The 14,781-nt window shown below is 60.5% G+C and carries 15 protein-coding genes and 2 pseudogenes; 2 read left to right on the top strand and 15 right to left on the bottom strand.

Annotated elements, in window-relative coordinates; genetic code table 11:
• A pseudogene (locus tag ACUSIJ_RS25510) lies at nucleotides 1-149 on the top strand (integrase core domain-containing protein); the annotation flags it as partial.
• Nucleotides 150-481: 332 nt separating this feature from the next.
• Here ACUSIJ_RS25510 and ACUSIJ_RS25505 read toward each other — a convergent pair.
• The 3 genes and pseudogenes from ACUSIJ_RS25505 to ACUSIJ_RS25495 form a co-directional block, all read right to left on the bottom strand.
• Nucleotides 482-772 carry a hypothetical protein gene (locus tag ACUSIJ_RS25505; RefSeq protein ID WP_449311238.1) on the bottom strand — a complete coding sequence of 97 codons (291 nt, stop codon included), beginning with the start codon at nucleotides 770-772 and terminating at the stop codon, nucleotides 482-484.
• Between the two features lie 112 nt (nucleotides 773-884).
• Nucleotides 885-1,177, bottom strand: a pseudogene (locus ACUSIJ_RS25500) (D-xylose ABC transporter ATP-binding protein); the annotation flags it as partial.
• A gap of 87 nt (nucleotides 1,178-1,264) precedes the next feature.
• Nucleotides 1,265-1,657, bottom strand: a complete 393-nt coding sequence (locus tag ACUSIJ_RS25495; RefSeq protein WP_449311237.1) for a DUF2285 domain-containing protein — start codon at nucleotides 1,655-1,657, stop codon at nucleotides 1,265-1,267.
• 58 nt (nucleotides 1,658-1,715) lie between these two features.
• Between ACUSIJ_RS25495 and ACUSIJ_RS25490 the strand changes: the two genes are divergently transcribed.
• Nucleotides 1,716-2,186: a LysR substrate-binding domain-containing protein gene (locus ACUSIJ_RS25490; RefSeq protein WP_449311236.1), complete on the top strand. Its 471-nt coding sequence runs from the start codon at nucleotides 1,716-1,718 to the stop codon at nucleotides 2,184-2,186.
• Between the two features lie 23 nt (nucleotides 2,187-2,209).
• Here ACUSIJ_RS25490 and ACUSIJ_RS25485 read toward each other — a convergent pair whose 3' ends face one another.
• The 12 genes from ACUSIJ_RS25485 to ACUSIJ_RS25430 all read right to left on the bottom strand — a co-directional run bounded on the left by ACUSIJ_RS25485 (nucleotide 2,210) and on the right by ACUSIJ_RS25430 (nucleotide 14,635).
• Entirely contained in the window at nucleotides 2,210-3,166 is a 957-nt protein-coding gene (locus ACUSIJ_RS25485; protein ID WP_449311235.1) for an ornithine cyclodeaminase family protein, read from the bottom strand.
• Between the two features lie 30 nt (nucleotides 3,167-3,196).
• Nucleotides 3,197-3,970, bottom strand: coding sequence for an enoyl-CoA hydratase/isomerase family protein (locus ACUSIJ_RS25480; protein ID WP_449311234.1), 774 nt, complete (start codon nucleotides 3,968-3,970; stop codon nucleotides 3,197-3,199).
• A gap of 39 nt (nucleotides 3,971-4,009) precedes the next feature.
• Nucleotides 4,010-4,858 (bottom strand): IclR family transcriptional regulator, encoded by an 849-nt coding sequence (locus ACUSIJ_RS25475; RefSeq protein ID WP_449311233.1) that lies wholly within the window; start codon nucleotides 4,856-4,858, stop codon nucleotides 4,010-4,012.
• Between the two features lie 2 nt (nucleotides 4,859-4,860).
• Nucleotides 4,861-6,489: an AMP-binding protein gene (locus tag ACUSIJ_RS25470; RefSeq protein WP_449311232.1), complete on the bottom strand. Its 1,629-nt coding sequence runs from the start codon at nucleotides 6,487-6,489 to the stop codon at nucleotides 4,861-4,863.
• A gap of 115 nt (nucleotides 6,490-6,604) precedes the next feature.
• Nucleotides 6,605-7,426: an ABC transporter ATP-binding protein gene (locus tag ACUSIJ_RS25465; RefSeq protein WP_449311231.1), complete on the bottom strand. Its 822-nt coding sequence runs from the start codon at nucleotides 7,424-7,426 to the stop codon at nucleotides 6,605-6,607.
• A 3-nt stretch (nucleotides 7,427-7,429) separates the two neighbouring features.
• On the bottom strand, nucleotides 7,430-8,449 hold the full coding sequence (locus ACUSIJ_RS25460) for an ABC transporter substrate-binding protein (protein WP_449311230.1): 1,020 nt from the start codon (nucleotides 8,447-8,449) through the stop codon (nucleotides 7,430-7,432).
• 26 nt (nucleotides 8,450-8,475) lie between these two features.
• A complete protein-coding gene (locus tag ACUSIJ_RS25455; protein ID WP_449311229.1) occupies nucleotides 8,476-9,339 on the bottom strand; it encodes an ABC transporter permease in 864 nt (287 codons plus the stop codon).
• Nucleotides 9,340-9,363: 24 nt separating this feature from the next.
• Nucleotides 9,364-10,365, bottom strand: coding sequence for an amidohydrolase family protein (locus ACUSIJ_RS25450; RefSeq protein ID WP_449311228.1), 1,002 nt, complete (start codon nucleotides 10,363-10,365; stop codon nucleotides 9,364-9,366).
• Between the two features lie 249 nt (nucleotides 10,366-10,614).
• The gene (locus ACUSIJ_RS25445) at nucleotides 10,615-11,253 is read right to left on the bottom strand and encodes a TetR/AcrR family transcriptional regulator (RefSeq protein WP_449311227.1); all 639 of its coding nucleotides are present in this window, start codon (nucleotides 11,251-11,253) and stop codon (nucleotides 10,615-10,617) included.
• A 59-nt stretch (nucleotides 11,254-11,312) separates the two neighbouring features.
• Entirely contained in the window at nucleotides 11,313-12,227 is a 915-nt protein-coding gene (locus ACUSIJ_RS25440) for a MaoC/PaaZ C-terminal domain-containing protein (RefSeq protein ID WP_449311226.1), read from the bottom strand.
• Nucleotides 12,199-13,014 (bottom strand): citryl-CoA lyase, encoded by an 816-nt coding sequence (locus ACUSIJ_RS25435; RefSeq protein ID WP_449311225.1) that lies wholly within the window; start codon nucleotides 13,012-13,014, stop codon nucleotides 12,199-12,201. The genes ACUSIJ_RS25440 and ACUSIJ_RS25435 overlap by 29 nt, the downstream gene beginning before the upstream one ends.
• A complete protein-coding gene (locus ACUSIJ_RS25430; RefSeq protein ID WP_449311224.1) occupies nucleotides 12,974-14,635 on the bottom strand; it encodes a class I adenylate-forming enzyme family protein in 1,662 nt (553 codons plus the stop codon). The genes ACUSIJ_RS25435 and ACUSIJ_RS25430 overlap by 41 nt, the downstream gene beginning before the upstream one ends.
• Nucleotides 14,636-14,781 lie beyond the last annotated feature (146 nt).

Below are 14,781 nucleotides of genomic sequence, written 5' to 3'. Positions count from 1 at the left end.
GCAAGATCGAGCGCTGGCACCAGACCCTGAAGAACCGCATCCTGCTCGAAAACTACTACCTGCCCGGCGATCTCGAAGCCCAGATCGAGGCCTTCGTCGAACACTACAATCACCAGCGCTACCATGAGAGCCTGGGTGTCGCATTGCCTCAATGAAAATGTTACTGAACGAGTTCGTTGCCTCACCTAAATTGTTACCCGTGAAGGCATATATCGCCATAATGCCCCCTATCAGGGAGGGCAACATGACGGCGAAGATGACGCATGCCATACGCACGGAACTCGCCAATGCGATCCGGGGTCGCTATGCGATTGTGGCGAACGCGGACAAGCGCAGGATCTTGGAGGAGTTCATCGTGGCGACAGGGTATCACGAGAAATCCGCAATCCGTGTACTGAATACCCAACCGGCGCCGAAGGATCGGCAGACCCGTCAACGCCGGCCGCTCTATGATGAGGCCGCTCGGAGTACGTTGATTGTGCTATGGGAAGCTTCCGATCGAGTCTGCGGCAAGCGCCTCAAGGCGTTGCTGCCTATTTTGTTGCCGGCGCTTGAACGCAATGGCCATTTGAAGCTCGAGGAAGAGATACGCCACAAGATCCTGTCGGTGAGCGCCGCGACGATCGATCGCTTGCTCCAGATGCCGAAGCGCACCAACAGAACGAAAAAGCCGAGGATTGTGCCGGAGCCACGACGGCGCATCAAAATGCGCACCTTTGCTGACTGGAATGAGCCGCTTCCCGGCAGCATGGAAATGGACCTGGTAGCTCATTGCGGGGATGTCAATCGCGGCAGCTTCGTTCACAGCCTGGTTCTGACCGATATCGCGAGTGGCTGGACAGAGGCCGCGCCCATCGTGGTCCGAGAAGGCAGCCTCGTGGTCGAGACCCTCGAGCGGATCCGACAAGCCCCGCAACGCCGAGGATCTCCCCCGCGCGCAGCTCGAAGCTGTGTCGTGGAACACGCCGTCGAGCGTCAGCCTGTCCACGGACAGCACGACATCGCCGATCTCAGCCGTCTGCTTGGGGAACATGTCCGTGATCTCGCGCCCGACCATCATCCGGATGATGTCATCGCGCGTGACCTCGGAATTCAGGTGCGTCGCGACGTAGTTGCCATCGCGAAAAACCGAAAACTCGTCGGCGATCTCGAAAAGCTCGTTCATCTTGTGCCAGATCGCACTTCCAGCATAAGTCAATCACCGTCCCAATTTGAACGCAGGGAAGAAGATTAGGCGCGGCATACGGCTTCGCGGGTTATCAGTTCAGTGCCGCCCATCTGCTTTGATGGGATAGTGCAGCAGCAGCCTATAACTGCCCTGCATCATGTTGATAGCGTGGGCGACGAGGCGACGGGCCTTGTTCTTGCGCGGATCGACTTCCCAATCCTCCTTGTTGCCTCTGAATCCGAGCAGCACTTCGGCGATGGTGCGATAGCTCGCGCCGTGCATCTGTGCGTCCAACGCGCGTAGCGACAGGACGTGCCATTGACGGAGTTGGGCGGGCATGACCCGAAACTCCGGTCCCGGTCGGCGGCCCGCGACGGAGCGCCAGAACCGCCGCGCAGCATGGGATCGCAGTTCATAGAAGGCAAGCGCCTGCGCTTCGCGGGCGTTAGCATCGTCACCCTGTCCGAAGGCGAGATCAACGAGCTTCATGTCGGCCTGAACGCGTGTTGCAATCAGTGTTTAGTCCCGGATTGACGCGGCGATCCTCGTGCGCCCGCCTTTCGAGATCACCAAATCTTACGAGTGGCAGCCCTTGCGCCACGAGCCGTATCGGCTGATCTGCCCGGTCGACATGAGGGTCGATGACATCCTGAATACGATACGCAACTCGCCCTTCATTCGCTATGACCGCAATAACTGGGGTGGGCGACAGCTGGAAGCGTGGCTGCGCCTACACGATCTTGCGCCCCGGGAATGGGCGGAGCTCGATTCCCTCGAAGCAATTGCCGTCATGGTCGATTCCGGACTGGTAATAGCAATCATTCCGGAATGGTCGCGTCCCTGGCCCGAGGGGTTGAACATACAGATCCTCGACATTCCCGGAGCCCCCATGCCGCGCGAAATCGGCCTTCTGTGGTCCTTGGCCTCGGGCCAGAGGCAGATGATTCAACGGCTTCTGCTCACCGCTTTCGGCGAAACCCTGCCTTGCGGCCTGCCCGGCAGGCCGGCGAAACCGTAGAGATCCCGCCGTCGGGGAGTCCGTCAGTTTGAAATCGACTTCATACGATCCACGACGAAGCGGGCAGCAAAGAGATCCTGCAATGCGACACCGGTTCCGTCGAACAGCGTGATATCGTCAGAACTCCCACGTGCCGAAACATGGCCTTCCAGTACCCCTCCCAGCGTGCCACGAATATGGTCTCGGGCAATCAATCCGAGACGGAATGCGCTCTGACATTCACCTATCGTGAGCGCTTGATCGACCTCGTCCGTCAGAACGTGAGCGCGCGCGACCAGAAGGCTGTCGACCTCCTGCTTTCCTGCCGTGTCAGCGCCCATGCAGGCCAGGTGAGTGCCCGGCCTGACCCATGCGTCGTCCACCAGCGTTGCCGTAGACGGCGTCAAGGTGATAAGAACGTCGCTATTCTCGACCATCGATCTTAGATCCGCAGCGACATCGCATGCGACCTGCTCGCGGATTTTGTCCGCAACCGCTGAAGCGCGGGTCGACGACCGGCTCCAAATCGCGACGGATTCGAAAGGACGAACCTTCAGAGCCGCCCGGATGTGAGAAGCAGCCTGAGCTCCGGCACCGATTACCCCAAGCCGGAGAGCGTCGTCCCGTGCCGAGCAGGCGATTGAAAGTGCGCATGCAGCCGCCGTCCTGAGTCTCGTGATGGCGTTGCCTGATATGATCGCGGAAATCTGACCGGTCTCATAGTCTACAAGAGAAACGGAGGACTGATGTACGCTCTGCCCCGCGCTATCACCTGGAAAGCTGCCGCCGGCCTTGAACCCCAAAAGCCCGTGTTCGACGCTCACCGCCGACTTGATACCGAAGATTCGGCCGGGTAGCTTCTCCCGAATGACGGGAAAGTTTATCGCGGCTCCCCGCGCAGCTGCTGAAAAGGCTTCTCTAACGACCTCGAAAGCATCATCCGGCGTCAGCAGAGACAGGACCTGCTCTTCGGACAGGATAAGCGGCTCATTTATCGGCATGGATTTTCCTATGTCGTCTGTGGCGCACAGCTACTCACCTCGAAAGACCGGCTGCCTTTTCTCGGCGAAAGCGGTTGTGCCTTCCCGAACATCCTCTGTTGCCTGCAGTAGCCGGACCATGGCGTCTTCCAGCCTGATGCCGATCGCCGGCGAGACCCCGCGGGATGTGAGTGCAAGTTCCTTCGTCGCCTGAACGGCAAGTGGTGCATTGGCCGCGATCTGCCGGGCGACAGCGCGCGCCTCTTTCATCAACGCGTCCGGTTCCACGATCCGGTTGATCAGGCCGCGCCGTTCGGCCGTCGCGGCATCAATCGGCTTGCCAGTCAATAACATCTCCATTGCAAGCGCAGAGGGCAACTCATGCATCAGCCGTTGTGTTCCCCCGCAACTCGCGAGGACGCCCCATCGAACCTCCGGCGTTCCAAATGTCGCTTTCGGAACTGCCAAACGAATGTCCGTCGCGAGAAGAAGCGTCATGCCGCCGCCGAGACAATGTCCGTTCACCGCCGCAATGACGGGCTTCCAGAGCTCGATTCCGCGGTCGGGCCGCAGTCCCGCTTGGTGAACCCACGTGTCCGAGATCGGTGGAGGCTCGGGAATGTACTCCAGCAGGTCGGCGCCAGCACAAAATGCACGGTCCCCCGCGCCGGTCAGTATCGCGACACGGATATCGCGCCGATCCCTGATCTCGCGCCAGACCCTGGCCAGCGCGTCGACCATCGCGTTGTTAATTGCATTCAGCCGCTCGGGTCTTGCAAGCATCACGGTTGCGATGTTGTCTGATACCTCGAATTCAACTGTCATATCGCACCTAACCTGTCGTGATAGCGGTCCATAACCAGCTCATGGCTCGGAAGAGAGGGACTCGCCGCCTTCAAGAGCCCGGCCAAGGGCTCGGGCGGTTTGCAGCAGGTGGCCCGCCGCCACCGATCGTTCGGTAGCCGGAAGAGAGGCGCTACTCCCGTTGAGAACCAATGCACCCATGATCTCCCCCGCCCTCAACACGGGAGCGGCTATCGAACAAAATCCCGGCATCGTATCGAGGTTGATACCGATGTGGGTCTGGCGAATTTTGTCGATCTCCGTTATGAAGCTCTCTCTTTCATCCTGAGACATCGTCAAGACATCCTGCGCGACGGCCTGCGTAGCGCCGTCCTGTCCCGCCAACCCGTAAGAGGCGGCCGCCTCGTCGGAAAATGCCAAGAAGACCTTCCCCGCGGCCGACCCCAAAGGAGGCAAGCGCGTGCCGATGCGCACTCCGATCGATAGCAGCCCATCCGTCTCGTCATTGACCTGAACGACCACAGGCGCCTTGCCGTCCCATATCGCCAGCGTCGCCGTCAGATTGGTTCGCCTGACCAGCGAATCGAGGTATGTCCGCGCAATTTGCGTCAGCGTCAAACCATTCAGGCCAACGGTGCCAAGCAGAATTATCCGCGGCCCGAGAGAATAGGATCTCGTCGCCGCATCGTAGTGGAGCAGCCCCGTCTGCCGCAGGGTGATCGCATAACGGTGTGCCGTTGGCGTATTCATTCCCAGCTCGTCGCGCATTTCCGCCAAAGTGAGCGTCGTCTGCTTCGCGCTGAAGAGGCTCAACATGGCCGCGGCGCGCTGGACGCTTTGAATGGGAACGACGCCCTGCTCCACGGGCTCCTGCGATCTGCCTTCGACTTTCTTCGGGCGCCGGTCCATCGTCACTGTCTCGCGCTGTCCCAGGTTTTCTCGTTGACCGGCATGGCTTTCAGCTCCTCCTTCCTGGCACGGAAAGTGTCCGTCTTCGGGATGCCGTCGACTTGGACGATGTATCGCGGCAGCATGAAACGGGGCACACGCGGGGTCAGAAAGCGAATAAGGTCCGCAGGATCGAGTTCCCGTCCGTTCTTCGTCACGACGAAGACCTTGATGTCCTCCTCGCCCCATTCCGACGGAACGCCGATTGCAGCCGATTCCGCGACGTCCGGATGCGCGTTCACTTCGCTTTCGAGCTCGACGGAGGAAAGGTTCTCTCCTCGACGCCTGATCGAGTACTTCAGCCGATCGACGAAGAAATAGTTGCCCTCCGCATCGCGCTTGAAAGCGTCGCCAGTATGGAACCATTGATTTCGCCAGGTCGAGACAGTCGCTTCCGCCCGATTCCAGTAGCCCGACATCAGTTCCCATGAACGATCCGAGCGAACGACCAGTTCGCCGACCGTACCGTCGGGAACTTCCTCGTCGTGCTCGTCGACGATCCGACACGCGGCGCCGGGCCTGACCCTTCCGCAACTGTTTCCGGGCCCGAGCACCCATTCCGTCACGATCGGGCAGCTTGTCTCCGTCATGTTGAACGCGGTGCAGAGGCGGACGCCGAACCGCGCCATGAAACTTTGCGGATCCTGCGGCAGGGGGCAGACGTAGACGTTTCTGAGAGGATGGTCGCGATCGCGCGGAGTCGGCGGCTGGCTCTCAAGGAAAGCGATGGTGGCGCCGACGACCATCGTCGTCGTGCAGCCAAAATTGCGAATGTCGGGCCAGAACTGGCTGGTGCTGAACGTATCCCTGAGTACGAGGGTCGCGCCGGCGAGGGCCGTCCCGTAGAGGCTCAGCTTCCCGCTCACGTGATAGAATGGCCAGGGGCAGTACCAGACGTCTTCCGGCGTCAGGTCCTTATTGGGGATGCACCAGCGCGCAGTCTCGCATATCTGACGCCAGGGCACCATTACCCCCTTCGAGGGGCCGGTCGTCCCCGACGTGTAGACGATACATGCGAGATCATGCGCCTCCAGCTTCACCGACCGGCGTTCAGATCCCCCGGCCGCGCGGTGCGGGGCGCTGACCCGGAACCGCGAAATGCCGGCCTCACCCCCCTCGCCGACTGCGATGAGCTCCCGGACGTTGGGCATCTCGTCCTGCAGCGCCTCGAAGCGCGGCAGGAATCGTGTGTGCGCAATCACGATGTCGGCGCTGGAATCGACGACGACATGGCGAAGCATGCTTCCCAGATAAGCCGTATTGATCGGCACCTCTACCGCTCCGATCCTGGCGACAGCCATCCAGATCGCGATGGAATCGATGCTGTTCGGAAGCATTACGACAATGTTTTTTCCCGCTTCTGTACCGGCTTCGATCAGCGTCTCCATCCAGGCGCGCACCCGGCGCTCAAGGTCGGCATAACTCACGTCCTCCCCTTCGACCGTCCTGATGAAAATCCTGTCGGGCTGAGTCCGGGCCCGGGCCGCGAGTATCGCCGGCAGCGGGTCCGGGATAGAAGCCACGTCTTGGTTCGTCATAGCCATCCGACCATCTTCTGAATTAGAGACTTTCCGCGTTTCGTTGAAACGCAAAAGTCTCTAAGTTTCTGATTTTGAGCGAATTCTTATCGATTAAATGATTCCATTTAATCGGAAAGCGCTCTGGCTGCCGAGCTCACCTAGCTTTATTTTGATAGCGGCCGCGCGATCAATCAACGGCCGATACCGCATTTAACTGGCGCCTGACTTTATTGGAAAGGGCGCCGAAACCTTCCAATCCGGTCATGTCGAGCGTCCGCGGACGCGGAAGATCCACCGCAAGGTCGGCGATGATGCGGCCGGGACGCGAGCTCATGACCAACACACGATCGGCTAAATAGATTGCTTCCGCAATACTATGGGTAATCAGCAACACGGTCTTCTTGCGTTCCATCCAGATCCGCTGAAGCTCCGTGTTCATCTGCTCGCGGGTCATCGCGTCGAGTGCGCCGAAGGGCTCGTCCATCAGCAGAAGGTCCGGGTCGTGAATCAGCGCGCGGCAGAGCCCTACCCTTTGCTGCATTCCTCCCGACAGCTCGTAGGGCCGTTTCTCGGCGAAGCCGGTGAGCCCGACCAGTTCGATGAGTTGGTGCGCGGAATCGATATAATCCGACGTTCTGAGCCCCCTGACCTCCACTTGCAGCAAGATGTTGCTGAGGATGTTTCTCCAGGGCATCAGCAGTGCGCTCTGGAAGACGATGCCTACGCGTTTTCCAGGCTCGCGCACCACTTCACCGTTCACGCGTACCTCACCAGCCGTCGGAGGGATCAGCCCCGCCAACAACTTCAGCAGCGTCGATTTTCCGCAGCCGGATGGGCCGACTATGGCGATGAACTCTCCGTCCCTGGCCGAAAACGTGACGTTCTGGAGCGCAACTATGGGACCGGCGGATGATGGATAAGATAGCGAGACATCATCCACACGGATGAGTGCTTTCTCCTGCTCCGTGCCTCCATGGTCCACGGCGGGCCTCGCCTGATCTGCGACCATGACCTAGCTCGGAAAGAAGGCGTTGGTGTAGAGGTTGTCGACCGGCAGGGGCTGGGCGATCACGCCGGTGGTGAGCAGGATGTCGACGCAGTTTTGCCAGTCGCTGGCGCTCATCCAGCCAACGACCTGGCCGACGGAAGCGGGTGTATGTAGCCGCTTCATCGTCTCCAGCCACTGCAGCTTGATCGACGTCCGGCGATCGGTGTGCGTCTCGGACAGACGAAGCGCTGCATCAGTCGCTTCGTCGGCATTCTTGCCGGCATCCTCGACACCGCGTATCGACGCGGCAATGAAGCGCCGCACGAGGTCGGGATTGGCGGCAATGGTCTCATTGAGCGCCGAAATTCCGTGGCCGAAGGCGGTTATGCCGAAATCCGAAAATGACATTACGTGGACGGGGGGCGCCGTCCCCGCCTGAGCGGCCACGATCATGTCCATGAGCGAGCCTACCGGAGCGCTCACGATCGCATCGACCTGCCGCTGCAGAAAGACGGTGTTTCGGGTAGCGGCGCTCACCACGCGAATCGTCACCTCATCCTTGGGAAGCTTGTTGACGGCGATGAAGAGATCGACGATCGCCTTCTGATCGGCGGCGGCCGCAATGCTGCGGCCGATCATATCCTGCGGCTGCCGGATCGGCTTATCCGCCCAGGAGGCGATCGCCCAGCCCCCAACCTGCTCGTGGACGAAAATCGACTTGATCGGCATGCCCCTGGCGATGGAATTGGCGGCGACCATGGAATCCGCCATGGCGAAGGTAGCCTCCCGCGCCGCAAGCAGGTTCAGCGCGGTGCCGGAACCTGTGCCGAGCTTGATATCGATGTCGATCCCGGCATCGCGATAATATCCCTTTTCCTTGGCCCAATAGAATGGAACATGATATCCGCTCAGCACCCAATCGAGACGCAGATCGACTCGATCGGCAGCCCGGGCGCGACGCGCCAAGAAGGGCACGACCAGACCGGCTGCGAGACAGGCCGACAGGCTGCGTCTGGTCAGACCGAAGGTTGCATTTCCCGCCATAATACTTCTCCTCTTCCCCGTCTTGATTATTGATTTTCGGTGCGTATCGAGACGTGCCATGGGATAAGCAGCCGCTCCAGCTGTATGATTGCTGCGAACAGGAGCACGCCGATCGCGACTAGAACGAGCAGGGCCGCCCAGACCATCGGGCCGTCGAGAACGGCGGTCGACGTGAGCAGCAGGTAACCCAGGCCGCTGTCCGACCCGACGAATTCAGCGACGACCGCGCCGACGACGGCCGCAGTGATGCCGAGCTTCAGGCCGCTGAGCACCTGTGGAAGCGCGGTGGGTATCCGCAGGAGGAACACCGTCCTGAGACTGCCCGCACCCATCGAGCGGACCAGTTCCAGCATCTCGCTCTCGACCGCCTTGAGCCCGGTGATCGTCGAGACCACGATCGGAAAGAACGAGATCAGGAAAGTCACGGCCACCTTGGGCTCGATCCCGAAGCCGAGCCAGACGACCAGCAGCGGCGCGATGGCGACCTTGGGAATGGTCTGGGAGCCGATGATGATCGGCATCAATGCACGTTCGATCGTGCGGTTCATGACGACCAGAACAGCAGCCGTGATGCCGACCACCACGCTGATGAGGAAGCCGAGGGCAATCACCGTCAAAGTCGACAGGCTGTGCCTGACGATCAGGAGCTTGTTGTCGAGGATTGTCGTAAGCACGCTGGACGGCGCAGGAAGAATATAGCTTGGAATCCGAAAGAGAACGATGGCGAGCGACCACGCTGAAATGATGATGACGACGACGCCGATCGGAAGCAACGCGCTCGCTGCCCGCGAAAGGCTGCGTGCGGCCCGCTGCGAACGGGGGGCGGCGGCAGAGTGCCAGCCGGGTTCCGTCGCCTCCTGGAGTGATCCGGAAAGATTCGAGTTCGGCATGACAGAATTCCGGTCCATCCGCATTCAGCGCGCAAGCAACGTGAGCACGTTCGACCGCGAGATCATCTCCCGCTGATCGGATGGAAGCTCGTCGAGCACGGGCACGGTCCGCATGCCTTCGGGGTCGCCGATGTCGAAAGGATAGTCCGTGCCGAACACGATCCGCTCGGCTCCCATCTTCGCGACCAGGAAGCGATTGCTGTCTTCGCTCAACGTACAGGTGTCGTAGTACAGATCGCGTAAGTAGGCGCTCGGCGGCTTGGAAATATGGCGCCGACAGTAAGGGTCCGCCTCCCAGCCAGAGGCGAGATAGGCGGAGTCGAGCCGGCCGCTGAGGAATGCGAGATCGCCTCCGCCATGAGCCAGGATCAGCTTGATCCCGGGGTGCCGCTCAAAGAATCCCTCGAAGATCATGCGCGTAACCGCGAGCGTCGTCTCGTGGGGAAAGCCGACGAGCACATGGTTGAGATAGTGCCCGTAGCGAGGGGAATGCATGGCGGTAGGATGCATGAAGAGCATCACGCCCAGACGCTCGACGGCTGAGAACAGCGGCGTGAATTGCGCTTCGTCCAGGGGCACGCCGCCGGCCGTCGACGGGATCATCGCCGAGCGCATCCCGTATTCATCGACTGCCCTCTGCAACTCGTCAGCTGCCCGTTCGGGCTCTCCGAGCGCCAGAACGGCCATGGCTTCGAGCAGGCCGTCGCCCGCCTCCTGGACATCCATCGACTGCCGGTTCAGTGCACGCGAGAGCTCCACGTCCGCAGCGCTTCCATTCCAGGCGAGAAGAAACGGCTGAGGCGCAAAGAACTGCTTCTCGACCTTGCGGCGCCTCAGGCTGTCGAGCCGATGCGGCATGTCGAAAAGATGGGGGTCCAGCGTGCTCTTGTTGCGATCATCGCCTGGATGGCGAACCGTGACCGCCCCATCGTCTGCAATATCGCACGTCAACCCGCTGATCGGCTTGCGCGTCAGATCGCGAATGAAACGTTCGGAGAGAGCGTGTCCATGAACGTCAATGAGCATAACGACCTCATATCATAATACGATACGACATATTGAATGTTATCTTATGTCAGATTTTTTGCGACGTCAAGCATACTTCATACTATAAATCGTATATATAAATAAAAAAGATCCAAAAAGATAGATAAATGCAATACAATAAGATATTCAGTTGCCGTATTTAACTAACACGGCAACCAAATTATTTTCAGTTTACTATTTCAATGGCGAACACAATACCTCTGGAATGGTATGTGCTGAAATACGATATCAATCGGCTGACGATATCGGTCCGAATATTCCCCTCTTGATAAGCTTTTCATAGGTGCGGCGAACGAAATCCGGGATCGGCGAAACCTTGCCATTGGCATAGGCGTAGCGCTGTCCAAGATTTCCCTTGATTGCCATGAGGATTGCAACAAGCACTTCCAGTTCCTGGTCGTCGTAATCGGGCATCTCACCGCGGGCGTGGGCCTTCGCAAAGGCGAGGTTGTAGTTGTTTGTCAGGTTGGCGAAGTGCTTCTGGTAGCCGGCAGGCGCGAACAGCTCCGCTTCATTGAGCACGCGGTAGAATTGGGGTTTGGCGACCAGAAACTTGAAGAAGGCGTCGAACCGTTGCATCTCACGATCGAGCTCACTGCCTGGGGGCGAGACCTCCTTGCGAATGAAATCGAGCATCATCTCGCCCATGGTGGGCAGAAGCTCATCCAAGATGGCGTTCCGGGATTCGAAGTAATTGTAGAACGTTCCTTGCCCCACTTTAGCGCGCGCGGTGATCCGCGAGATCGACGCGCCCGCGTATCCATATTTCCCGACCACATCGATAGCTGCGTCCAACAATGCGGCCCGCACCTGGTTGGATTTTTCGACACGGGTTCGGCGGCTCACTGGCGATACGGTCTTTGACATTACCTGATTCATCGTTTGGTTCGAGTTGGAGGTCAGCATACAGGCCATGGCCGGCATGGCTATTCGAATTCGGCAATTCCGTGGGTGATCGCCAATTCCCCGGCGGCATTGCGCACTGCGAAAACGACCGCGCCGGCCAGATCCGGATCGCTCCGGTGCTCCAGAACGATCGGCTTGCCGGGAACCACCGCTCCCTTGAAGTTGACGGCTATGCGCTTGAGGCGCGCCGGATCGCTTCCGGCATAGCGCCTGACGAGCCTCAGAGCGGACATGGCCCAGGTAGCCGAGCCATGAAGGATGATGTCCTCCAGGCCGCTCCTGCGCGCGAAGCTTTGTTCCGTGTGGATCGGGTTCCATATCTGCGAGCACTCGGTATAGATATGCGGATACAGGCGATCGATCGGAATGATTTCCCGCTCGGCGGGGCCGGCAGGCAGGCCGGGCTCCTGTCGAAGCCGGGGCAGGGCCTCGGTCTCGCGCGCGGGCCCCTCGACCGACATGCCGAGGAAGATGCCGCCCCACCAGCTGGTCACCATGGTTTTGAGCGAGGCTACGTCCACCGTCTCGAGCTTCACGGCCACATATGCGCCGGCACTTGTCGGGCGCACCGCCGCGATATGCCCCGTCGTCCGCAGTTCCTGCCCGGGTTTGATCAGGCCATGAAAATGCGAGTCCTGGAAGACATGAACGGACTCGAAGGCTCGCTCGGGATTCGAGAAGCCGCCCAGCGTGCCCCACCAGCCGCTGACGACGGGCCATTCGAGACAGATGGCGAATGGCGGCGGCGCAACGACACCCTCAGGCCTTAGATCGTCGGTATAGCAGTGATCGCTGGCATCGATGGCCGCTGCGTAGGCGAGAATCCGCCTGAGCGTCGCGACGGTATGGGCCTCGCCTGCGTGCCGACCGACGATGTCGGACTTGACCCTGTCAGCAACCTTCGCCTTAACCTCTGGCATGATTGTCATGGGCATGGCGCGTCGCCTCTTCCTCAACCCTCGCGTAGATCTCATCGGCCATGGGATTGCGGCTTTCCTCAAGGATATGCCCGACCAGTCCGATGGCGCGCCCCATCACGGCGAGCCCTCGACAGATGCGCCAGGAGATCCCGAACTCGCTCGCGACCGCGCCCATCGCCCCCGTCACATTGAGGGGGAGCGGCCGGCGATAGACTGTCTCGGCTTCTGCCCCAATATTCTTCATCAGCTCGACATAGGGCCCCGAGAAGCCCGTCTGCTCGGCGACCTCGAAGAGCTTGGGGGTTCGTGGGTCGATCGGCTTGTGAAACGGATGTCCAAGGCCAGGGATGATCTCTTTCTTCGCCTTGAAAGTCGCGACGATCGTCTTGGCGATCGCATCGAGGTCGCCGGGCTGGGCGGGATCCGGTATCGCCTCCTGGAGCATCCGGGCCGCGCCGTCGAGAGAGCCGGCGAACACCGAACCCAGGCCCAGCAACCCGGCCGCGACGGCGGCCTGGACGGCCTCCGGCGCGCCACAATAAGTCATGCGCGTCGCCAGCGACGACGGCGTGATGCCATGTTCCACGAGAATGACAAGAAGCGCATTGAACATGCGCTGCTCGCGTTCATTGGGAAGACGGGCAAAGATTTCCAGAAAAGCCATTTGGCCGAGATCGACCTTGCCGATCACCTCCTCACACAGGTCAAGCCCGAACACCGTAATCTTGTCTGGCGTCGCCCAAGCTATGTTAGTGCTGATATTACCGTCCATGGATATTCCTCGTATCTCCGCCTGTTGCACCAGGCTTGGCAGCCGGCGCAGAAGACCTACCCCGCTCGGCAACGCCGTCGAGCAGAACGGATTTCTGGATCTTCCCGCTGGCGCTCAATGGAACCGTGTCCACGAAGATCACCCTTCGCGGCACCTTGAAGTTGGACAGACGCTCCCTGCAGTATTCAAGCAGCTCGACGTCCTTCGTGTGCTCATGCCCCCCACGCAGCTTGACGAAGGCCCACCCCACCTCCCCCCAGTGCGCATCGGCAACGGGAGCGACAGCCGCCATGGAAACGGACGGGTGCGCCATAAGGGCCTCCTCCACCTCCACGGGACTATAATTTTCACCACCGCTGCGGATGATTTCCTTCAGGCGCCCGGATATCCGTAGCTTGCCGTCCGCCCCCACGGCGCCCAGATCGCCCGTGCGAAGCCACCCGTCCGGGAGAAGAACCCTTGCGGTGCTCTCGGGATCCCGGAAGTAACCCAGCATGACGTTGAATCCCTTGACGCGGATCTCACCGGCGCGGCCGTCAAGGATGCGCTCCCCGCTCTTCTCGTCGAAGATACCGATCTCGATGCCCGGCAAAGCGTCCCCAACGGTGTCGGTGCGGATTTCGGGCTCGTCCGCCCAGCTTGGCGCCGCGCAGGTCGACGATGCCTCCGAAAGTCCGAAGATGTTGACGATATGCTCCGCGCCGAGCTCGTCGCGCATCCGTCGCGCAATCAACGCCGGCCCGGGCGCGAAGCCACCCCTGATCCTGAGCTTGAAATCCGGCAGTCTCGGGCAGTCGAGCAGGCCGAGGCACAGGGTCTCCAACGCGCCGATCAATGTACATTGCTCGTCCTCCATGACGGCAAGCGCCCCCTCCGGCACGAAGGACGCTGCGCTCACCACCGTGGCCCGATGCACAATGCACGCGAGAACGGCAAGGACCAGGCCACCGACATGAAAGAACGGCAGCGGACTGAACAGCCTGTCGTCCGGGCCGAGCCCAATCCGCACGCCGACCTCGAAGGCGTTGCGCACCATGCCGTTATGAGTCAGGACGGCACCCTTCGGCCGCCCCGTCGTGCCTGAGGTAAACTGGATGATCGCCGGATCGTCGGGCCGCACCTCGGGCGCCGGGCATCCGCCGGCCGACCCGTCCGCAAGCAGATGCTCATAGCTGAGCTCGGCGTCCACGGTCTGTGCCGCAACCCCGATGACGTGCCGAAGGGAGGGCCATCGCTCGCCGGCCCTTGCCACATCCCTTCCGGGGCAGAGGCCCTGCAGAACGTCGAGCCCGTTCGTCTTGCCGGCGAGATCGTGGCCGAGAACGAGGATGGACGGCTCGGAGGCAGCCAGCAGATAGTCGAGTTCCGCCGGGCGACTGCGCGTGTTGACGGGAACCAGGACCGCCCCAAGCCGCGCCACCGCGCAGAAGACGACGATCCAAGCCGCCGAATTCTCGAGCCAGAGGGCGACCCTGTCGCCCGGCTTCAGGCCCAGCGCCGCCAGATGCGCGGAGAGCCGCTTCGCCCTCTCGGCGAGCCGGCCGAAGGTCAGCCGCTCCCGTTCAATCACGGCAATCTCTTTATCCGGATTGTCCCGCGCGCCGGCCTCGACGACTTGCCACACGGTTCGCGGTTGCCAGCTATTCGCCATCAGCCGAAGCGCCCTCTGCTCATCTCGTTGGTGAATTATGAGTCATGATTCATTTTTTGCAAGGGGAAACTTGCGGACGGCCCGCATCAATTTTTATAACTAATTGTTATCATTATTAATTATTCTTTATTGCGGTGATTTTACGA

Source organism: Pseudochelatococcus sp. B33, from assembly GCF_053570585.1.
This window is presented reverse-complemented; position numbering and strand designations above follow the sequence as displayed.